Genomic DNA, 19,229 nt, shown 5'->3' on the forward strand with positions numbered 1-19,229 from the left:
GGCACCGGCGTGGCGAGGGCGTCCCGCGGCGCGGGACCCACCGCGGCCGTCGCGCTGCTGGCGCGCGAGCGGGTGGTCTTCACCCTGCACGAGTACGCCCACGACCCGGCGGCGGCCTCCTTCGGTCTCGAGGCCGCCGCCGCGCTGGGCCGGGACCCGGAGCAGGTGTTCAAGACGCTGCTGATCGTGCACGAGCGGGAGTGGGCGGTGGCCGTGCTGCCCGTGTCCGCCCGGCTGTCGCTGCGCGCGGCCGCCGCCGCCCTCGGCTGGAAGCGGGCGGCCCTGGCCGAGCCGCGGCTCGCGGAGCGGCGCACCGGGTACGTGGTGGGCGGGATCTCGCCGCTGGGGCAGAAAACGCCCTCCCCCACCCTGCTCGACCGCTCCGCGCAGGAGTGGCCCACCGTCCTGGTCTCGGGCGGGCGGCGCGGGCTGGACGTGGAGCTGGCGCCGGCCGAGCTGCTGCGGCTCACGGGCGGGCGCACCGCCGCGCTGCGCTCCTGAGGCGGGCTCAGCGGGCGCGGGCGCGCCCGAGGGTCCGGGCGTCCTGGGCGAGCCGGCCCGGCAGCCAGCGCCGCACCGCGTCCTCCCAGCGCTGCGGGTCCACGTTCCACTCCTTGGTGTGCCGGGCCCGGGCGAAGGGCACGAACTCCACGAGCCGGTTCAGCTCCGCCAGCCGGCGGGAACTGGCCGCCGGGACGAACTCGTCGTCCACGGAGTGCAGCACGAGCGTGGGGGTGCGCAGGTGCTCGGACCGGGAGAGCCAGTCGAGGGCCTGCAGGTCCACCGGAGCGGCGAGACCGGTCAGCATCCGCCCGGCCGGGTGGGAGATCAGGTTCGTGGCGAGCCGGCCGATCCCCGAGGGGATGCGGCGGGTCCGGGAGTGGTGGGCGATCAGCTCGAACCAGTCCACCACCGGACCGGTGAGCACCAGGGCAGCGATGTCGTCCCGGTAGAAGGACAGGTCCGCCGTCTGCAGCGCGATCGCCCCGCCCATGGACCAGCCGAAGAGCACGATCTGCGTGGCACCCCGGGACTTCGCGTAGCTGATGGCCGTCTGCACGTCCTTCCACTCCGTGAAGCCGAGCCCGTACCGGAAGTCGTGCGTGGGCGGCGCCTCCCGGTCGTTGCGGTAGGAGATCAGCAGGCAGCTCAGCCCGAGCTCCCGGGCCACCGGGACGGCACGGACGGTCTCCATCCGGTTCGCCCCGCGCCCGTGCACCATGATCGCCCACGGGCCCGGCAGCTCCCGGGGCCGCTCGCCCTCCGGTGTCGGACCGCCCTGCGCCGGCACCACCCAGCACGGCGCCGGGCCGACCTCGATGGGGATCTCGACCTCCTCGAACGGCAGGCCCGCCGCGCCGGGGTCCGGGTAGACCGTGCCGGACCAGAAGCCGCGGGTCGCCCGGAGGAGATCGCCCGAGTAGACCTCCTCGACCACGCGGGTGACGGTCCCCTCCTGCGGGGAGTAGGAGCGGATGGCCCCGATCCGGGCGTGCCCGCGGCCGGCGTCGAAGCGCAGGCTGTAGGTCCCCGCCACCGTGGTGTCCACCGTGGCCGGGAGCCGCACCAGCGTCGTCGCCGCCGGGTCGCCCTCCTCCCCGGTGCGGGTCACCCCGAGGATCGGCAGGTCCTCGGACCGGTACTTGGGCGGGACCACCACCTGCCGGGCGAAGTAGGCGGCCGCCGCGCTCGAGAGCCCGAAGGACAGGGAGGCCGCGCCCACGGTCACCGCCGCGCCCACCACGGCGCCGCGGGCCCACTGCGCGGCGGGCGGGGGCTCGGGGGCGGCGGGGACCGGCGGCGTGCGACGAGGCATGGCCCCAGTCTTCCACGCGCCCCGGGCATAACCGCGGGGGACGCGTCGTTGTGCTGGCCGGGCGGTCCGCGCCCGCGCGGCCCCGCGCCACCCCGCCCGGACCGCCGAGCGGGCCCGCACCGGGCCCGTTGCCCGGAGCCCCGACACCACCCCGGAGGACGACACCATGAGCGAGACCACCAGGCACGGCGACCGCCCCGAGACCGCCGGACGGAGCGAGGAGGACTGGCGGTCGATCCTGTCCCCGGAGGAGTACCACGTGCTGCGCGAGGCCGGCACCGAGCGGCCCTTCACCGGCGAGTACTGGGACACGAAGACCGAGGGCGTCTACCAGTGCCGGGCGTGCGGGGCCGAGCTGTTCCGCTCCGAGACCAAGTTCGACGCGCACTGCGGCTGGCCCTCCTTCTACGCCCCGCTGGCCGAGGACCGGGTCCGCTACATCAAGGACACCGCCCTCGGCATGGAGCGGGTGGAGGTCCGCTGCGCCGCCTGCGACTCGCACATGGGCCACGTCTTCGGCGGGGAGGGGTACCCGACCCCCACCGACCTGCGGTACTGCATCAACTCGGTCTCCGTCCGCCTGGTGCCCGCCTCCTGAGCCGGCGCGCCGGGACGGGCCCGGGACGTGACCCGGGACGTGACCCGGGCCACGCCGGTCCCGGTCCCGCGGCGTGGCACGGCGGGCCGGGGCGCCCGGACGGCCTACCCTTCCAGTGTGAGTGCGGTGAACGGCCTGTCCGAGGTGTACCAGGGCTTCCAGGACGCCCTGGAGCAGCTGCGCCGCACCGGCGGCCGGGAGGGCGTCGACCTCACGTCGATCCCCGCGCCGACGCACCTGGCCCCGTTCGCCGCAGCGGTCCGCGCCGAGGTGCGGACACCGCCCGCCCGGCTCCGCGCCCCCGCCCTCCCGGCCCGTCCCGCGGCCCCGCCGGCGGCGGGGCGCGCCCCGTCCGCGTCCGCCGGCCCCCCGGGCCGCGAACTGGCCACGGGGCGCTTCGTGCTCCTGCACGACCCGTCCGAGCCGGCCGCGTGGGGCGGCCCGTTCCGGATCGTCACCTGGGCGCGGGCGGCGGCGAGCCGGGAGATCGGCTGCGACGACACCGCGGGCGCGATCACCTGGACCTGGCTCCTGGAGGCCCTGGAACGCCACCGGGCCGGATATTCTCGGGAGGGCGGCACCGCGTCCCGGGTCCTCGCCGAGGGGTTCGGCCTGCTCGGCGACCAGGAGGAGGGGGCCGACGTGGAGCTCCGGGCCTCCTGGACGCCCGAGGGCTCCGACGTGGCCCCGCACCTCGCGGCCTGGGCGGACACGGTCTGCACCTTCGCGGGCCTGCCGCCCTACCCGCGGGGCGTGACCGTGCTGCACCCCCGCCGCTGACCACCGACCCGCACGTGCCCCGCCGGGGCCGACACAGAATCGAAGACGCTCCGTGACCAGCCCAGCCGACCGCCGATCCGCGCCCGCCGAGCCCTCGACCCCCGTGGTCGCCGGGTTCGAGGACTTCGAGATCCCCGACAGCGTCCACCTGGCCGCACCGTTCGACGGGATCCCTCCCGTCATCGACACCGTGGCGGGCCTGGAACGGGCCGCCGCCGCCGTCGCCGACGGCACCGGCCCCGCCGCGATCGACACCGAGCGGGCATCCGGCTTCCGCTACGGTCAGCGCGCCTTCCTGGTGCAGTTGCGGCGCGAGGGTGTGGGCACCGTGCTGATCGACCCGGAGGCCACCGGCTCCCTGGCCGTGCTGGGCGAGGCGCTCTCCGGGGTGGAGTGGGTCCTGCACGCGGCCACCCAGGACCTGCCCTCCCTGCGCGCGCTCGGCATGGAGCCGGACCGGCTCTTCGACACCGAGCTCGGCGGGCGGATCGCCGGGCTCCGGCGCGTGGGCCTGGCCGCGGAGACGGAGGAGCTGCTGGGCTACACGCTCGCCAAGGAGCACTCCGCGGTGGACTGGTCGAAGCGGCCCCTGCCGAAGGACTGGCTGAACTACGCCGCGCTCGACGTCGAGATGCTCATCCAGCTGCGCTGGGCCATGGAGGAGCTGCTGCGCGAGAGGGGCAAGCTCGACTGGGCGCTCGAGGAGTTCGAGGCCGTGCGCACCGCCGAGCCCGCTCCCCCGCGGCAGGACCCGTGGCGCCGCACGTCCGGGATCACCAAGGTGAAGGGCCGGCGCCAGCTCACCGCGCTGCGCGCCCTGTGGGAGGAGCGGGAACGGCTCGCCCAGCACAAGGACGTCGCCCCGGGCCGGCTGCTGCCCGACGCCGCCCTGGTCGCGGCCGCGAGCGCCATGCCGCGGACCGTGCCGCAGCTGCTGGCCACCCCCGGCTTCCACGGCCGGCTCGCGGCGCGGGAGGCGCCCCGGTGGCTGCGGGCGATCGCCGAGGCCCGCAGCGCCACGGAGCTCGTGCCGTTCACCGTGAAGTCCGACGCGCTGCCGCCCGTGAAGGCCTGGGAGGTCAAGCGCCCCGAGGCCGCCGCCCGGCTCCGGGCGCTGAAGCCGCTCGTCGCCGAGCTCGCCGAGGCGCACGAGCTGCCCACCGAGAACCTGCTGACCCCGGAGCACCTGCGGCGCTTCTGCTGGCAGCCGCCGAAGAGCACCACGGACGAGGCGGTGGCCCACCGGCTGCAGGACCTCGGGGCGCGGCGGTGGCAGGTGGAGCTGACGGCGCCGGTCCTCGGCCCGGCGTGGCGCGAGCTGCGCGCCCGCAAGCGCGCCGCCCGGCAGGCCGGGCGGGACCAGCCGCCGGCCGGGGACGAGGACGTCCCCGCCGCCTGAGACGGGGTGCCGGCGCCGGAAGGCTCCCGGCACGGGTCCGGGGACGACGGCCGGGGACGACGACGGGCCCCGGCCGTCGGCCGGGGCCCGTCCCGCGGTGCACCGCCGCCCCGCCGCCGAGGGCGGACCGGGAGCCGGTGCCGCGGATCAGTGCTGCGTGTCGCCGGGGGCGGGGTGCGGCTCGGCCGGGTCCATGGGGCTCTCCGGGGTGACGGGCGTGGCGTCCTGCAGGTCGGCGTAGCCGGTGCCCGAGGTCCCGGCGGACGAGGTGGTCCCGCCCGCGGAGCCCGTCCCCGCCGAGGAGCCGGAGACCTTCTCCTTGACGGACGAGGACGCGTCGGAGGCCTTGGTGCCCACGGTGTCGGCCGCCTTCTTGGCGCTGTCGGCGAGCTTGCCGCCGACCACGGGCACCTCGGACTTGACCCAGTCGGTGCCCTCGGAGACCTTCTCCTGCACCTTGGGGTCGTGCCAGGTCCGCACGGCGTTCTGCTTCAGGGTCTCGTAGCTCTTGCGGCCCGAGGCCGAGCCGACCACGAAGCCGACCCCGAATCCGGTGACGAAGATGAGTCGCTTGATCATGGTGCTGTCCTTCCGTCGGTCCCGGCCGTCGCGGCCGGGTCCGGGGCGCGGCCGGTGGTGCACGGCCCGTCCCGCTGAACTGCTGTCTTCATCATCCTACTGATGAACCGGCGCGGCGGACACCGGCGGCGCGCGGCCCCGCTGCCGGCGGTCCCCGGACGGTGCCGGGACAGCGGGCGGGCGCCGCCGCCCCGCGCCGCCTAGACTGGCCGCGGACACCCCACCGCCGCCCCGAGAGGACCCCGATGCCCGAGCTGCCCTCCCCCGCGCCCGCCCGTTCCCGCCGCACGGTCCTCGGCCTGGCCGGAGCGGGCTCCACCGTGGTGCTCGCCGCGTGCGCCGGGACGGAACCGCCGGCCGCCGGCGGCACGGACGGGGCCGCCACCGCGGCCGCCGCGCCGGTGGACGCGGGAGCCGTCGAGGACCTGCCCGTGGGCTCGGCCGTGACGGTCGACCGGGACGGCGTCCAGGCGGTCGTCGCACGCCCGGACCCGGACACCGTCGTCGCATTCTCCCCCGTGTGCCCCCACCAGGGCTGCATGGTGAGCCCGCGTCAGGAGCGCTACGTCTGCCCGTGCCACTCCTCGCAGTTCGACCTCGCGACGGGCGAGGTCCTGGCCGGACCCGCCACGACCGGGCTGGAGGCGCGCTCGGTGCGCGTGGAGGGCGGCCGGATCCTGCTCGGCTGAGCCGTTCTCAGCCGCGGCGCGAGCGCGGCAGGGACGCGCCGCGGGCGTCCTCGGCGGTCTCGGGCACCGTGCCCTGCCCGGAGGTAGTGCCGTCCCCGTCCACCGGCCGCGCGTACGGCACCCGGGTCCCCAGCACCGAGGCCAGGGTGTCCTGGGCGACGCGCTGGGCGGTCAGGCCCACCCGGGCCAGGACCTGGGAGCGGGAGCCGTGCTGGAGGAACTCGGTGGGCAGACCGACCTCGTTGAGCGCTGTGTCGACCCCGGCGGCCCGCATCTCCTGGCGGATCCGGGAGCCGATCCCGCCGGCGCGCACCCCGTCCTCGACGACGACCACGATCCGGTGCTGCGCCGCGAGCTCGATGACCGAGGCCGGCACCGGCAGCACCCACCGGGGGTCGACCACGGTGGAGGAGACCCCGTGGGCCTCCAGCCGGTCGGCCACGTCCAGGGCCAGCGCGCTCATGGCGCCGACGGACACGAGCAGCACGTCCCGGCGGGCGCCCTCCGTGCCGCTCTCCCCGCCGCGGCGCGCGAGCACGTCCACCCCGTCGACCAGCCGCTCGACGGCCGGCACCGGGGTGCCCACGGAGCCCTTGGGGTACCGGACCACGGTGGGGGCGTCGTCGACGGCGACGGCCTCGCGCAGTTCCTCGACCAGCGTCGGCTCGTCCCGCGGGGCGGCGAGGTGGAGCCCGGGCACGATCTGGAGCAGGGCCAGGTCCCACATGCCGTGGTGGCTGGGCCCGTCCGGTCCGGTGACCCCGGCCCGGTCCAGGACCACGGTGACGCCGGCCCGGTGCAGCGCCACGTCCATGAGCAGCTGGTCGAAGCCCCGGTTGAGGAACGTGGCGTAGAGGGCCACCACGGGGTGCAGCCCGCCGTAGGCCATGCCGGCGGCCATGGCGATGGCGTGCTGCTCGGCGATGCCCACGTCCACCACGCGGTCGGGGTGGGCCGCCTGCATCTTCTGCAGCCCCACGGGGATGAGCATGGCGCCCGTGATCCCCACGACGTCCTCGCGCTCGTCGGCGATCCGGGCGATCTCGTCGCGGAACACCGCCGTCCAGGAGCGCTCGGAGCTGGTGGCCGTGGAGCGGCCGGTGACGGGGTCGATGACGCCCACAGCGTGGAACTGGTCGTCCTGGTGGGCGGTCGCGGGCCCGTAGCCGTGGCCCTTCTCGGTGATGGCGTGCACGATGACCGGCCCGCCGTAGTTCTTGGCGTTGCCCAGGGCCTGCTCCACCGCCTCGAGGTCGTGCCCGTCGACGGGACCGACGTACTTCATTCCCAGGTCCTCGAAGATGCCCTGGGGCACCACCACGTCCTTGAGGCCCTGCTTCATCCCGTGCAGGCCCCGGTAGACCATCTCCCCCACCGGGCCGGAGTGCTGGAGCAGGTCCTTCACGGTGCCGAGCGCCTGCTCGTAGCGGCGGTCCGTGCGCACGGCGTCGACGCCCTGCTGCACGCTGGCCTGGAGCTCCGCGAGGTGGTTGGCGAAGCCGCCCACGGTCGGGGCGTAGGACCGGCCGTTGTCGTTGACCACGATCACGACCTTGCGGTCGCGGTCGGAGGCGATGTTGTTGACGGCCTCCCAGGCCATGCCGCCCGTGAGCGCCCCGTCCCCGACCAGCACCACCGTGTGCCGGTCGTGCTGACCGGTCATGGCGTAGCCGCGGGAGATGCCGTCGGCCCAGGACAGGGAGGAGGAGGCGTGGGAGGATTCCACGATGTCGTGCTCGGACTCCCGGCGGTCCGGGTAGCCCGCGAGACCGCCCTCCTGGCGCAGCGTGTCGAAGTTCTTGCGGCCGGTGAGCAGCTTGTGCACGTAGGACTGGTGCCCGGTGTCGAAGACCACCGAGTCCTTGGGCGAGTCGAAGACCCGGTGCACCGCGAGCGTCAGCTCGACGACCCCCAGGTTGGGTCCCAGGTGACCGCCCGTCGCGGAGACGTGGGTGACGAGGAACTCGCGGATCTCCTCGGCCAGCCGGGCGAGCTCCGCGCGGCTCAACCCCGCGAGATCGTCGGGCCCGGACACCCGCTCCAGCACGCTCATGGTTCCTCCCGCAGTCCTCGGCGTCGTGGTCTCCCGCACCGTGGCCCCGGGGGGCCGGGCGGCGCGCTCCCCCGATCCTACTCGGTCGTTCCGACAGGCCCGGCAACGGCGCAGGGGCCCGGTCCGTTCCCGGACCGGGCCCCTGCGCCGCGCGCTCCCGGGATCAGGAGGACGCGATGTTCCGCAGCACGTACTGCAGGATGCCGCCGTTGCGGTAGTAGTCCGCCTCGCCCGGCGTGTCGATGCGCAGCGCGGCGTCGAACTCGACCGTGGAGCCGTCCTCCTTCGTGGCGGTGACCTTGAGGGTCTTCGGGATGCTGCCCTCGTTGAGCCCGGTCACGCCCTGGATGTCGAAGGTCTCCGTGCCGTCCAGGCCGAGGGAGTCCGCGGACTCGCCGGCCGGGAACTGCAGCGGGAGCACGCCCATGCCGATGAGGTTCGAGCGGTGGATGCGCTCGTAGCTCTCGGCGACGACGGCCTTGACGCCCAGCAGCGAGGTGCCCTTGGCGGCCCAGTCGCGCGAGGACCCGGAGCCGTACTCCTTGCCGCCCAGCACGACCAGCGGGACGCCGGCCTCCTGGTAGTTCATCGCGGCGTCGTAGACGGCGGCCTGCGGGCCGCCCTCCTGCGTGAAGTCGCGGGTGAAGCCGCCCTCCACGCCGTCCAGGAGCTGGTTCTTGATCCGGATGTTGGCGAAGGTGCCCCGGATCATGACCTCGTGGTTGCCGCGGCGGGAGCCGTAGGAGTTGAAGTCCTTGCGCTGCACCCCGTTCTCGATGAGGTACTTGCCGGCCGGGGTGTCGGACTTGAAGGAGCCCGCCGGGGAGATGTGGTCGGTGGTGACCGAGTCGCCCAGCTTCAGCAGCACGCGCGCGCCCGAGATGTCCTCGACCGGAGTGGTCTCCATCGTCATGCCCTCGAAGTACGGGGGCTTGCGGACGTAGGTGGACTGCGGGTTCCACTCGAACGTCTTGCCGGTGGGGGTGTCCAGGTTCTGCCAGCGCTCGTCACCGTCGAAGATGGCGCCGTACTCGCGGGTGAACATCTCCGTGTCGATGGACGCGTCGATGATCTTCTGCACCTCGGACGGGTCCGGCCAGATGTCCTTGAGGAACACGTCGTTGCCGTCGGCGTCCTGGCCCAGGGGCTCGCTCTGGAAGTCGAAGTCCATGTTGCCGGCCAGGGCGTAGGCGATGACCAGCGGCGGGGACGCCAGGTAGTTCATCTTCACGTCCGGGTTGATCCGGCCCTCGAAGTTGCGGTTGCCGGAGAGCACCGAGGTCACGGCCAGGTCGTTGTCCTGGATGGCCTGGGAGATCTCCTCCTCGAGGGGGCCCGAGTTGCCGATGCACGTGGTGCAGCCGTAGCCCACGATGTAGAAGCCGAGCTCCTCGAGCGCCGGGACCAGACCGGACTTCTCGTAGTAGTCGGTGACGACCTTCGAGCCCGGGGCGATCGAGGTCTTGACCCACGGCTTGGCCTTGAGCCCCTTCTCCACGGCGTTGCGCGCCAGCACCGCCGCGGCCATCATGACCGACGGGTTCGAGGTGTTGGTGCACGAGGTGATCGAGGCGATCGAGACCGCGCCGTGGTCGAGCTCGAACTCGCGGCCGTCGGGCATGGTCACGGGGACCTGCTTGGTCGGGCGGTCGTCCTCGGCGTAGGCGTGGTGCTCGCGCGGGCGGTCCGTGTCGGCCTGGTGGTCGTCCGCGGTGTAGCCGGGGGCGTCCGAGGCCGGGAAGGACTGGGCCGCGACGTCGTCGACCGTGTCGCCGGCGGCGGCGTCGTCGACGTGCGTGGCGTAGTTCTTGATGTCCTCGTGGAACTGCGCCTTGGCGTCCGTGAGCGAGATGCGGTCCTGCGGCCGCTTCGGCCCGGAGATCGAGGGGACCACGGTGGAGAGGTCCAGCTCGAGGTACTCGGAGAAGGTGATCTCCTCGGACGGGTCGTGCCACATGCCCTGTTCCTTGACGTACGCCTCGACGAGGTCGATCTGCTCGTCGGAGCGCCCGGTCAGGCGCAGGTACTCCAGGGTGACGTCGTCGATCGGGAAGATCGCGGCGGTGGAGCCGAACTCGGGGCTCATGTTGCCGATGGTGGCGCGGTTGGCCAGGGGCACGGCCCCGACGCCCTCGCCGTAGAACTCGACGAACTTGCCGACCACGCCGTGGTCGCGGAGCATCTCCGTGATGGTGAGCACCACGTCCGTGGCGGTGGCGCCGGCCGGGATCTGGCCGGTCAGCTTGAAGCCGACCACCCGCGGGATGAGCATCGAGATGGGCTGGCCGAGCATCGCGGCCTCGGCCTCGATGCCGCCCACGCCCCAGCCGAGCACGCCGAGCCCGTTCTCCATGGTGGTGTGCGAGTCGGTGCCGACGCACGTGTCCGGGTAGGCGCGCAGCACGCCGTCGACCTCGCGGGTCATGACCACGCGGGCGAGGTTCTCGATGTTGACCTGGTGGACGATGCCCATGCCCGGGGGCACGACCTTGAAGTCGTCGAACGCGGTCTGGCCCCAGCGCAGGAACTGGTAGCGCTCGCCGTTGCGCTCGTACTCGATGTCCATGTTGATGCCGATCGAGTCCGAGGTGCCGAACGAGTCGATCTGCACGGAGTGGTCGATCACGAGCTCGGCCGGCGCGAGCGGGTTCACGCGGGCGGGGTCGCCGCCGAGATCGGCGATGGCCTCGCGCATGGTGGCGAGGTCCACGATGCAGGGAACCCCGGTGAAGTCCTGCATGATCACCCGGCCGGGGGTGAACTGGATCTCGATGCTGGGCTCGGCCGTGGGGTCCCAGTTGGCCAGGGCCTCGATGTGCTCGGAGGTGATGTTGGCGCCGTCCTCGGTGCGCAACAGGTTCTCGAGCAGAACCTTCAGGCTGTACGGGAGCTTCTGCGCACCCTCCAGCGTGTTCAGTCGGAAAATCTCGTATTCGGTGCCTTTGACGTCGAGAACGCCCTTGGCTCCGAAGCTGTCCACCGTGCTCATATGCGTGGAACTCCTCTCGCCACCGTCTTGGAAACGCCCGCGGGAGGAGCCCGGCGCGAGGCCGGGAGTTCTCCCGTGAACAGTCACCTGTCAGTGTAGCCCGTGTGAGCCCGGTGACTCCGAACCGCTCCGGGGGCCGTCGTCACGGAGCCGGGGCCGGTCCTCAGGGCTCCAGGACCGCCAGCGTCTCGACGTGGTGGGTGTTCGGGTACATGTCGAAGGCGCGCACCTCCCGCACGGTCCACCCGGCGCGGCGGAACCGGCCCAGGTCCCGGGCGAGCGTGGCCGGGTCGCAGGCGAGGTAGGCGATCCGGCGCGGCGCGAGCGCCACGAGCTGGTCCACCACGGTCCGTCCGGCGCCGGCCCGGGGCGGGTCCAGGACCACGACGTCGGGACGGGGCGCGCCTCGCCCCCGGGACGGGCGGCGGCGGCCGCGGCCGCGGTCCGGGGCCGCCTGCGGCCACGTCCGCGCCAGGACCGCGTCCACGCTGCCCCGGTCGACGCGCACCTGCGGGCGGGCGGCGAAGGCCCGCCGGGCGTCCGCGCTGGTGACCGGGGAGCCCTCCACGGCCAGCACGGTGCCCGCCGGTCCCACGGCGTCCGCGAGCGCCGCCGTGAACAGGCCCGCGCCCGCGTACAGGTCGAGGGCGTGCTCCCCCGGGCGGGCGCCGGCGGCTCCGGGCACCGTGCGGTGCAGCAGCTCGGGGGCGGCGCGGTGGATCTGCCAGAAGCCCTCCGCGGAGACCTCCCAGCGGTGCGGGCCCGCGTGCTCGACGACGGCCGGGCGACCGGCCCAGAGCTCGGGCTCGCGCTGCCCCTCGGCGCGGGCGGTGACGGAGACGTCCCGGTCCGCGGTGAGCCGGGCGAGCTCCCGGCGCAGGCGCTGCCGGTCGGCCCCGACCGCGAGGCCCAGGTGCACCAGGGGGGTCCCGCCCCCCGCGGGTGCCGCGACGTCGACCCGCTGCACCCCGCGCAGGTCCAGCCGGCCGAGGCGCAGGTCGTCGATGGGGGGGACGACGAGCGGGAACGAGTCCACCGGCACGATCTCGGCGCTGCGGTGGGGGTGCATGCCGATCCGCCCGGCGGGGTCGACGGCGAAGTGCGCGCGGGTGCGCCAGCCGAGGCCGCGCGGGTCCTCCCCCGGCATGGCCTCGACGGTGATCGGGGTCTCCAGCCCGGCGAGCCGGGAGAGCTGCTCGGCGACCACGGCGGCCTTGAGCTCGCGCTGGGCCTCGAGCTCGGCGTGGCCGAACTCCGCGCCGCCGACGGGCGGGCGGCCGCGCGGCCAGCTCAGCAGCGGGTCCGCCGGCGCCCACACGTGCTCGGTCCGGCGGCGGGCGTCCGCCTCGAGCACGTCCACGACGTCCCCGCGCCAGAACCGGGCGGCGGGGCCGCTATCGGTGAGCCGGACGCGGACGAGCTCGCCGGGCAGGCCGTGGCGGACGAACACCACGCGGCCCTCGCCGGTGCGGGCCACGGTGTGGCCGCCGTGGGCGACGGGGCCCAGACGGAGCTCGAGCTCGGCGGGCCCGGCGGTCTCGGCGGGCTCCGGGGTGCGGGTCGGGGTCACGGCTGGGCGGCTCTCTGCTCGGGGGCGGATCCGGTGCCGGACCCGGGGGCGGACTCGGGGCCGGTGTCCTCGCCGGAGGCGGAGGACAGGTGCCAGGGCACGGAGGCCGTCATGACCCCGCGCTCCTGGTGCAGGCGGGCCCGCAGCGGCCGGATGGCCTGGTTGTGCAGCAGCCGCTCCCAGCGGTGGCGCACCACGTACTCGGGCAGGTACACCACGACCAGGTCCCGGGGGGACTTCCGGCGCACCCCGCGCACGTGGTCCAGGACCGGGCCGATCGTGTCCCGGTAGGGGGCGTGCAGGACGGTGACGGGCACGGGGATCTCCAGGCGCTGCCACTCGGCGAGGATCCGGCGGGTGGAGGCGGCGTTGGTGTCCACCACGACGGCCTCGAGGGTCGAGGGCCGGGACGCCCGGGCGTAGGCCAGGGCGCGCATGAGGGGCTTGCGCACGGAGGACACGTAGATGATGGCGTGCACCCGGGAGGGCAGCGCCCGGACCGGTGAGTCGGGCTGCAGGGCGAGCTCGGCGTCCACGGCGTCGTAGTGCCGCCGGACCCCCGCCATGACCGCGCTCAGCACGGCGATGGCCACGAGGGTGATCCACGCGCCCTGCGTGAGCTTCGTCACGAGCACGACGACGAGCACCGCCGCGCACAGCACGAACGCGACCAGGGCCACGGCCCGGCGCACGAACAGCTCGCGGCGGATCCCCGGGTGCGGGCGCATCCGGCGCACGCGCGCCCAGTGCCGCACCATGCCGGCCTGTGTCAGGGTGAAGGAGACGAACACGCCCACGATGTAGAGCTGGATGAGGCCGTTGACGTTGGCGCCGAAGGCCACGGTGAGGACCACGGCGACGAGCAGCAGCAGCAGGATGCCGTTGGTGAACGCGAAGCGGTCCCCGCGCGCCTGGAGCTGCCGGGGCAGGAAGGCGTCCCGGGCGAGCCGGGACGCGAGCGTGGGGAAGCCGGAGAAGGCGGTGTTCGCGGCGAGGACCAGCACGCCCACCGTGGCGGCGACGAGCACGAAGAACCACACGGAGTCGGTGCCGAAGACGGTCTTGGCGAGCTGGCCCAGGACGGGGTCCTGGAAGAAGTCGGGCCCGGGCAGCCGCCCGTCCACGAGCAGCTGCTCCTCGGGGTCGCCCACGACCACGACGTCCGTGCGGTCGGCGAGGTACATCACGCCCGCCAGCAGGGCCGCCGAGAGCGCACCGAGCACCCCCAGCGTGGCCGCCGCGTTGGCGGCCCGGGGCTTGCGGAAGTAGGGCACGGAGTTGGTGATGGTCTCCACCCCGGTCAGCGCCACCGCCCCGGAGGAGAAGGCCCGCAGCACCACCAGGGCACCGGCCAGCCCGGCCAGCCCGGCGTCGAAGCCGGCGGCGGGCAGGACCTCCCGGCCGGCGCTGGGGGCGTCCCCGAGGGACCCGGTGAGGTCCTGGACGAGACCCACGAGCAGCAGCGCCGCGAGGACGGCGAGGAAGAAGTAGGTGGGCACGGCGGCGGCCCGGCCCATGAACTTCAGGCCGCGGAGGTTGAGCAGCCCCACGAACAGGATCCCGGCCACGGCCAGCTCCACCCGCCACCCGGCGACCGAGGGCACCGCGGCGGTGACGTACTGGGCGGCGGTGGCCATGGACACGGCCACCACGAGGGCGTAGTCGGCCATCAGGGCAGCGCCCACGCCCACCCCCGCGGTGCGGCCGAGGTTCTTGGAGACGATCTCGTAGTCGCCCCCGCCCGAGGGGTAGGCGCGCACGTTCTGCCGGTAGGCGGTGATCACCACGGCGAGCACCACGAGCACGGTCAGGCCCACCCACGGGGAGACCGCCACCGCCGTGGTCCCCGCGAGCGCCAGGGTGAGGATGATCTCGTCCGGGGCGTAGGCCACCGAGGAGAGGGCGTCCGCCGAGAAGACCGGCAGGGCCGTGCGCTTGGGCAGCACGGCGTCGCCGAAGCGCTCGTTGTGGATGGGCTTGCCGACGAGTGCGCGCCGCAAGGTCCGAGGAATGCTCTGCACGGCTCCTCACGGTAGCCCCTTCCCGCCCGGATTGTCCGCCGCACCGGTGGCGAGCCGTGGGTCCGGAGGTGTCCTAGGCTGTGGGGCATGGCGCATTTCGTGATCATGGGGGTGGGACGTGTCGGCGTGATGGTCGCCCACACCCTCGAGGACTCCGGGCACACCGTGGCGGTGATCGACCAGGACGACCGGGCCTTCCGCCGGCTGCGCAAGTCCTTCGAGGGCAAGAAGGTCACCGGCCTCGGCTTCGACCAGGAGGTGCTGCGCCGGGCCGGGATCGAGGAGGCCTACGCCTTCGCGGCCGTCTCGAGCGGGGACAACTCCAACATCATCGCGGCCCGGGTGGCGCGCGAGACGTTCAAGGTCCGCCACGTGGTGGCCCGCATCTACGACCCGTCCCGGGCGGAGTTCTACCAGCGCCTGGGGATCCCCACGGTGGCCGCGGTGCGGTGGAGCGCCGACCAGGCGCTGCGCCGGATCCTGCCGGAGCAGACGATCACGGCCGACTTCCGCGAGGCCTCGGGGCGGCTGCAGCTGGGCGAGCTGTCCCTGGACGACTCCTGGTCCGGCCTGCACCTGGACGCGATCGAGGAGGCCACCGGGGTGCGCATCGCGTTCGTGACGCGCTTCGGGGAGGGGGTCCTGCCCGGTCCCGACATGAGCTACCAGCAGGGGGACGTGGTGCACGCCATGATGCGCACCGACGACGTCGAGGCCGTCTCCCGGGTCCTGTCCCGCCCGCCCGGTCCGGACGTGCTCGACTTCGCCAACTCGCTGCGCCGGGAGTCCGAGGACGCGGCCGGCTCCGACGACACCTCCCGGGGAGGTTCCTGATGCGCGTGGTCGTCGTGGGCGCGGGCGCCGTGGGCGCCTCGATCGCCCGGGAGCTGCTGTCCCACCAGCACGAGGTCGTGATCTTCGACGAGAAGCCGGAGGTGATCGGCCGCTCGGACCTGCGCGGGGCGCAGTGGATCATCGGCGACGCCTGCGAGCTGTCCACGCTGCGGGAGGGCGGGCTCGAGGACACCGACGTGGTGGTCGCCGCCACGGGCGACGACAAGGCGAACCTCGTGGTCTCCCTCCTGGCGCGCAGCGAGTTCGGCGTGCCCCGCACGGTCGGCCGGGTGAACAACCCGAAGAACGAGTGGCTGTTCGACGACGCGTGGGGCGTGGACGTGGCCGTGTCCACGCCCCGGCTGATGACCGCGCTCGTGGAGGAGGCCGTCGAGGTCGGGGACGTGGTGCGGCTGCTGACGCTGCAGACCGGCGGGGCGACGCTGTCGGCCTACACGGTGCCGCACGAGCACCCGATCATCGCCACGATGGTCTCCCAGGTGCCCTGGCCGCCGGACGTCGCGCTGGTGGCCATCCTGCGCGACGGGGTGCCCATCACCCCCTCGGGCGACGACGTGGTCGAGGGCGCCGACCAGCTCTTCTTCGTCTCGACCACGGAGGGCGAGGCGCAGCTGCGCGCCATGTTCACGACCGCCGGCCGGCACGAGCCGCACCGGGACTGAGCCGCGCCGGGACCGGGTCCGTGGGGATCGAGCCCGCTCGGACCGGGCCCGCCAGGTCCGAGCCCGTTCGGACCGGGCCCGCCAGGTCCGAGCCCGTTCGGACCCGGCCCGGCGGCCGGGCTCAGGGGGTGTCGTGCTCCTGCGCGGCGATCTGCTCCGGCGGCCGGGACACCAGCCACGCGAGCCACAGGGTCAGCGCGTACAGCGGCACACCCATGACCAGGCGCGCCACGCCCAGACCCGTGAGGTTCTCCGCGAGGTACAGGGGCACCTGCACCAGCAGGCGGGCCGCGAACATGGCCATCAGCATGAGCGTGGCCACCTGGTAGGCGCGGCGGCGCACCGGGACGTCGCGCCACTGGACTCCCTCGCCGCGGATGTACCCGTAGAACACCCCCAGCAGCGGCCAGCGGGCGAGCAGTGACAGCCCGAGCCCCCCGAACCAGGCCGCGTTGATCCAGAAGCCGGGCACGTAGTAGTCCAGCGCCTCCCCCGTGGCGCGGGCGAACAGGGCGCAGACGCCCACGCCCACGAAGCCGGAGACGGCCTGCACCAGGCTCTGGCGCTGGACCAGGCGCAGCACGGTGAACAGGGCGGCGGTGCCCAGGGCCGCGACGAGCGCGACACCGAGACCGGTGCCGGCGAGGAGCACCGCGAGGAACACGAAGCCCGGCAGGATGGTCTCGGCCAGTCCGCGCCAGCCGCCCACGGCGTGCAGCACGTCGAGCTGGCCGTTGTCCTTGCGCCGCATGCCCGAGCGCGCGGCGTAGGCGGCCATCGAGCGCTCCACGTCGCTGCCGGGCCGGGGCTCGCCGGCGGAGCTGCCGGGCTCGCGGGGATCCGTCATCCGCTGACCTTCCTCATCTGCTGACCTGCTTGGCGATGATCTCGTAGCGCGGGTTGAACATCGAGGGCCGCCCGTCCCGGAAGCTCACCACGCCCGCGCACCGCAGCCGGGTCCCGGCGGTGACGCCGGGCACGCTGCGCTGGCCGTGCCAGACGAGGCGCAGGGGCCGGGGCGCGGCCGCGCCCTGCCCCGCCTCCGTCGGCGGGCTGTCGGGCACCAGCAGCGCGGTGAAGTTCTGCGCGCCCGTCACCGGGGGCACGGTCACCTCCACCACGAGTCCGCTGGCGAGCACGCGGCGGCGCCCTCCGGCCGCCGTCGCGGGGTCGAGGTCTCCCGCGCAGACGGGCTCCTCGGCGACCACGTCGATCGCCCCGGTGCCCGGCGCCGGCCGGGTCCGCCCGGTGTCCTTCCTGGTCACGGCTCAGCCGATCTCGGTGATCTCGGGCCCGCGCCGCGGCGGCCGCACGGGCCCGGGGGCGGCGTCCGGCCCGGGGGCGGCATCCGACCCGGGGGCGGCGCCCGGCTCCGCGGCAGAGCGGCGCACCGCGTCCTCGGGCACGACCAGCGTCAGCAGCTCCCGCGGCGGCATGGGGCGGTCGCCGCGCACCACGACGAGCTCGCGCACGACCTCGTCGAGGGCCGCCGCGGACTCGGCGGTCACCGCGGCGGTGCCCGTGAACACCGCGCGCACGAACCAGCGGGGCCCGTCGACGCCCACGAAGCGGGCGAGCCGGAAGCCGTTGGTCCCGTCCGAGGCGGTGGCGGGGAAGCGGGCGAGCACCTGGAGCCCGAACGGGCCCTCCTCCACGGTCGGCTCGCCGTTGCCCGTGCGCAGCGACTGCACCAGCTCCCGGCGCACCTCGTCCCACAGCCCTTCCGACCGGGGCGCGGCGAAGGCCTGGACCTGGACCGAGCCGCCCCCGAGGTCCAGGGCGACCGCACGGGGCCGCTGCGTGCGCTCGTCGATCTCGAGCCGCACGCCCAGCCCCGTGCGGGGGCGCACCAGGACGGCGCCGAGGTCGAGGTAGCCCTCACGGCTGTCGATCTGGGCGACGTCGAGGGGACCCTGCGGCTCCTGGCGCCGGGTCGCCGCGGCGTCCTCCGCGCTCGGGGCGGCCTCCGCCTGCTCCGGGACGGCGTCCTGCGCCGCGGGCTGCTTCTTCTTGCGACCGAACATCTTCTCGTTCTCCTCCGCCGGCACGCGGTGCCGGCTCGTGGGGTGAGCTCCTGGGGGGGCGGCTCGTGGGTCAGGCGGTGCCGCTGGAGCCGAAGCCGGTGCCGCCGCGCGCCGAGCCGGGCAGGACGTCGACGACCTCGAAGACGGCCTGCTCGACGCGCTGGATCACGAGCTGGGCGATCCGGTCGCCGCGGCGGACCGTGAAGGGGGCGGTGCCGTCCGTGTTGAGCAGGGTGACCATGATCTCGCCCCGGTAGCCGGAGTCCACCGTGCCGGGGGCGTTCACCACCGTGATCCCGTGCCGGGCGGCCAGTCCCGAGCGGGGGTGCACGAACCCGGCGTACCCCTCGGGCAGCGCGATCGCCACGCCGGTGGGCACCAGGGCACGCTCCCCGGGGCCCAGGACCACGTCCTCGCGGGAGCGCAGGTCGGCGCCGGCGTCCCCGGGCTTCGCGTACACGGGCAGGGGGAGCTCGGGGTCGAGGGCCTGCAGCGCGATGCTGAGCGGGCGCCCGGTGCCCGGCGCGGGCCGGTGGCCTGTCGACTGGTCGTTCACAGTGCCCCACTCTAACGCGCCGGACCGGCGGCGCGTTCGTGAGACGCTAGAGCCATGTCCCACCCTGCTTCCTCCAGCGCGTCCCCGGACGACGGTCCCCGCGGCCCCCGCCGGTCCTCCCCCGACCGGCCCGGTGCCGAGATCCTCTACGAGGAGAAGCTCACCCCCGCGTGGTGGATGTGGCTCCTCGTGCTCTTCGCCGGCGTCGTCGCCCTGATCGCCCTCGCCCCGATCGACCTGTGGGTGGCCGGCGCGGCGGCCGTCGTGGTCGGCGGCGGCGCCGCCGTGGCGCTCGTGGCCTCCAGCACCAGCATCGTGGTCACCGACGAGCACCTCCAGGTGGGGCGGGCCCGCATCGAGCGCCGATTCGTGGGCGAGGCGGAGGCCTTCCGCGGCGACGACGTCCGCCGGGTCCGCGGCCCGGAGCTGGACGGGCGGGCCTTCATGAACTTCCGGGTGTCCGTGGGCCCGGTGGTGCGGATCCGGATCACCGACCCCGTGGACCCCACCCCGTACTGGCTCACCTCCACCCGGCACCCGGAGCGCGTCGTGGAGGCGCTCACCGCGCGTCCGTGAGCCCGGCCGGGGCCGGCCCACGGAAGAACCCCGCCGCGACGACCGTCGCGGCGGGGTTCTTC

The 19,229-nt window shown here is 74.6% G+C and carries 18 protein-coding genes; 8 read left to right on the plus strand and 10 right to left on the minus strand.

Annotated features, from left to right (window positions below; all coding sequences use genetic code 11):
• Nucleotides 1-9: 9 nt before the first annotated feature.
• Nucleotides 10-501 (plus strand): Cys-tRNA(Pro) deacylase, encoded by a 492-nt coding sequence (gene ybaK, locus QYM41_RS06065; protein WP_368798841.1) that lies wholly within the window; start codon nt 10-12, stop codon nt 499-501.
• A gap of 7 nt (nt 502-508) precedes the next feature.
• Here the strand turns inward: ybaK and QYM41_RS06070 are convergent, their stop codons facing one another.
• Nucleotides 509-1,816, minus strand: coding sequence for an alpha/beta hydrolase family protein (locus QYM41_RS06070; protein WP_368798842.1), 1,308 nt, complete (start codon nt 1,814-1,816; stop codon nt 509-511).
• Nucleotides 1,817-1,982: 166 nt separating this feature from the next.
• Here QYM41_RS06070 and msrB point away from each other — a divergent pair, with 166 nt between their 5' ends.
• The 3 genes from msrB (at nt 1,983) to QYM41_RS06085 (ending at nt 4,593) form a co-directional block, all read left to right on the plus strand.
• A complete protein-coding gene (msrB, locus tag QYM41_RS06075) occupies nt 1,983-2,414 on the plus strand; it encodes a peptide-methionine (R)-S-oxide reductase MsrB (RefSeq protein WP_368798843.1) in 432 nt (143 codons plus the stop codon).
• 117 nt (nt 2,415-2,531) lie between these two features.
• A complete protein-coding gene (locus QYM41_RS06080) occupies nt 2,532-3,194 on the plus strand; it encodes a DUF3000 family protein (RefSeq protein ID WP_368798844.1) in 663 nt (220 codons plus the stop codon).
• Between the two features lie 52 nt (nt 3,195-3,246).
• Nucleotides 3,247-4,593 (plus strand): HRDC domain-containing protein, encoded by a 1,347-nt coding sequence (locus QYM41_RS06085; RefSeq protein ID WP_438612551.1) that lies wholly within the window; start codon nt 3,247-3,249, stop codon nt 4,591-4,593.
• A gap of 147 nt (nt 4,594-4,740) precedes the next feature.
• Here the strand turns inward: QYM41_RS06085 and QYM41_RS06090 are convergent, their stop codons facing one another.
• The gene (locus QYM41_RS06090; protein WP_368798845.1) at nt 4,741-5,172 is read right to left on the minus strand and encodes a hypothetical protein; all 432 of its coding nucleotides are present in this window, start codon (nt 5,170-5,172) and stop codon (nt 4,741-4,743) included.
• 245 nt (nt 5,173-5,417) lie between these two features.
• On the opposite strand from QYM41_RS06090, the gene QYM41_RS06095 reads away from it, so the two are divergent.
• Entirely contained in the window at nt 5,418-5,861 is a 444-nt protein-coding gene (locus tag QYM41_RS06095; RefSeq protein ID WP_368798846.1) for a Rieske (2Fe-2S) protein, read from the plus strand.
• A 7-nt stretch (nt 5,862-5,868) separates the two neighbouring features.
• Here the strand turns inward: QYM41_RS06095 and dxs are convergent, their stop codons facing one another.
• The 4 genes from dxs to QYM41_RS06115 form a co-directional block, all read right to left on the minus strand.
• Nucleotides 5,869-7,914 (minus strand): 1-deoxy-D-xylulose-5-phosphate synthase, encoded by a 2,046-nt coding sequence (gene dxs / locus QYM41_RS06100; RefSeq protein WP_368798847.1) that lies wholly within the window; start codon nt 7,912-7,914, stop codon nt 5,869-5,871.
• A gap of 163 nt (nt 7,915-8,077) precedes the next feature.
• Complete coding sequence (locus tag QYM41_RS06105) at nt 8,078-10,903, minus strand: aconitate hydratase (RefSeq protein ID WP_368798848.1); 2,826 nt, start codon at nt 10,901-10,903, stop codon at nt 8,078-8,080.
• Between the two features lie 163 nt (nt 10,904-11,066).
• Nucleotides 11,067-12,473 carry a class I SAM-dependent RNA methyltransferase gene (locus QYM41_RS06110; RefSeq protein ID WP_368798849.1) on the minus strand — a complete coding sequence of 469 codons (1,407 nt, stop codon included), beginning with the start codon at nt 12,471-12,473 and terminating at the stop codon, nt 11,067-11,069.
• Entirely contained in the window at nt 12,470-14,494 is a 2,025-nt protein-coding gene (locus QYM41_RS06115) for an APC family permease (protein WP_438612552.1), read from the minus strand. Before QYM41_RS06115 ends, QYM41_RS06110 begins: the two co-directional genes overlap by 4 nt.
• Before the next feature lie 87 nt (nt 14,495-14,581).
• Here QYM41_RS06115 and QYM41_RS06120 point away from each other — a divergent pair, with 87 nt between their 5' ends.
• Nucleotides 14,582-15,328, plus strand: coding sequence for a potassium channel family protein (locus QYM41_RS06120; RefSeq protein WP_368798851.1), 747 nt, complete (start codon nt 14,582-14,584; stop codon nt 15,326-15,328).
• Nucleotides 15,328-16,011, plus strand: a complete 684-nt coding sequence (locus QYM41_RS06125) for a potassium channel family protein (RefSeq protein ID WP_368798852.1) — start codon at nt 15,328-15,330, stop codon at nt 16,009-16,011. The genes QYM41_RS06120 and QYM41_RS06125 overlap by 1 nt, the downstream gene beginning before the upstream one ends.
• Nucleotides 16,012-16,132: 121 nt before the next feature.
• Here the strand turns inward: QYM41_RS06125 and QYM41_RS06130 are convergent, their stop codons facing one another.
• From QYM41_RS06130 to dut, 4 genes are all read right to left on the minus strand, one after another.
• Nucleotides 16,133-16,858 (minus strand): DUF3159 domain-containing protein, encoded by a 726-nt coding sequence (locus QYM41_RS06130; RefSeq protein WP_368798853.1) that lies wholly within the window; start codon nt 16,856-16,858, stop codon nt 16,133-16,135.
• Nucleotides 16,859-16,871: 13 nt separating this feature from the next.
• The gene (locus QYM41_RS06135; protein ID WP_368798854.1) at nt 16,872-17,276 is read right to left on the minus strand and encodes a single stranded DNA-binding domain-containing protein; all 405 of its coding nucleotides are present in this window, start codon (nt 17,274-17,276) and stop codon (nt 16,872-16,874) included.
• 3 nt (nt 17,277-17,279) lie between these two features.
• On the minus strand, nt 17,280-18,035 hold the full coding sequence (locus tag QYM41_RS06140) for a DUF3710 domain-containing protein (RefSeq protein WP_368798855.1): 756 nt from the start codon (nt 18,033-18,035) through the stop codon (nt 17,280-17,282).
• Between the two features lie 70 nt (nt 18,036-18,105).
• Nucleotides 18,106-18,534 carry a dUTP diphosphatase gene (gene dut / locus QYM41_RS06145; RefSeq protein ID WP_438612556.1) on the minus strand — a complete coding sequence of 143 codons (429 nt, stop codon included), beginning with the start codon at nt 18,532-18,534 and terminating at the stop codon, nt 18,106-18,108.
• A gap of 111 nt (nt 18,535-18,645) precedes the next feature.
• On the opposite strand from dut, the gene QYM41_RS06150 reads away from it, so the two are divergent.
• Complete coding sequence (locus tag QYM41_RS06150) at nt 18,646-19,167, plus strand: DUF3093 domain-containing protein (RefSeq protein ID WP_368798857.1); 522 nt, start codon at nt 18,646-18,648, stop codon at nt 19,165-19,167.
• Nucleotides 19,168-19,229: the final 62 nt, after the last annotated feature.

This window comes from Kocuria oxytropis, assembly GCF_040981195.1.
Classification (GTDB): domain Bacteria; phylum Actinomycetota; class Actinomycetes; order Actinomycetales; family Micrococcaceae; genus Kocuria; species Kocuria oxytropis.

What these genes read in the sequence shown, in the direction of transcription:
- QYM41_RS06070 (WP_368798842.1), bottom strand. Translation starts at nt 1,816, where the DNA reads ATGCCTCGTCGCACGCCGCCGGTCCCCGCCGCCCCCGAGCCCCCGCCC.
- msrB (WP_368798843.1), top strand. Translation starts at nt 1,983, where the DNA reads ATGAGCGAGACCACCAGGCACGGCGACCGCCCCGAGACCGCCGGACGG.
- QYM41_RS06090 (WP_368798845.1), bottom strand. Translation starts at nt 5,172, where the DNA reads ATGATCAAGCGACTCATCTTCGTCACCGGATTCGGGGTCGGCTTCGTG.
- QYM41_RS06095 (WP_368798846.1), top strand. Translation starts at nt 5,418, where the DNA reads ATGCCCGAGCTGCCCTCCCCCGCGCCCGCCCGTTCCCGCCGCACGGTC.
- dxs (WP_368798847.1), bottom strand. Translation starts at nt 7,914, where the DNA reads ATGAGCGTGCTGGAGCGGGTGTCCGGGCCCGACGATCTCGCGGGGTTG.
- QYM41_RS06105 (WP_368798848.1), bottom strand. Translation starts at nt 10,903, where the DNA reads ATGAGCACGGTGGACAGCTTCGGAGCCAAGGGCGTTCTCGACGTCAAA.
- QYM41_RS06120 (WP_368798851.1), top strand. Translation starts at nt 14,582, where the DNA reads ATGGCGCATTTCGTGATCATGGGGGTGGGACGTGTCGGCGTGATGGTC.
- QYM41_RS06125 (WP_368798852.1), top strand. Translation starts at nt 15,328, where the DNA reads ATGCGCGTGGTCGTCGTGGGCGCGGGCGCCGTGGGCGCCTCGATCGCC.
- QYM41_RS06130 (WP_368798853.1), bottom strand. Translation starts at nt 16,858, where the DNA reads ATGACGGATCCCCGCGAGCCCGGCAGCTCCGCCGGCGAGCCCCGGCCC.
- QYM41_RS06140 (WP_368798855.1), bottom strand. Translation starts at nt 18,035, where the DNA reads ATGTTCGGTCGCAAGAAGAAGCAGCCCGCGGCGCAGGACGCCGTCCCG.
- QYM41_RS06150 (WP_368798857.1), top strand. Translation starts at nt 18,646, where the DNA reads ATGTCCCACCCTGCTTCCTCCAGCGCGTCCCCGGACGACGGTCCCCGC.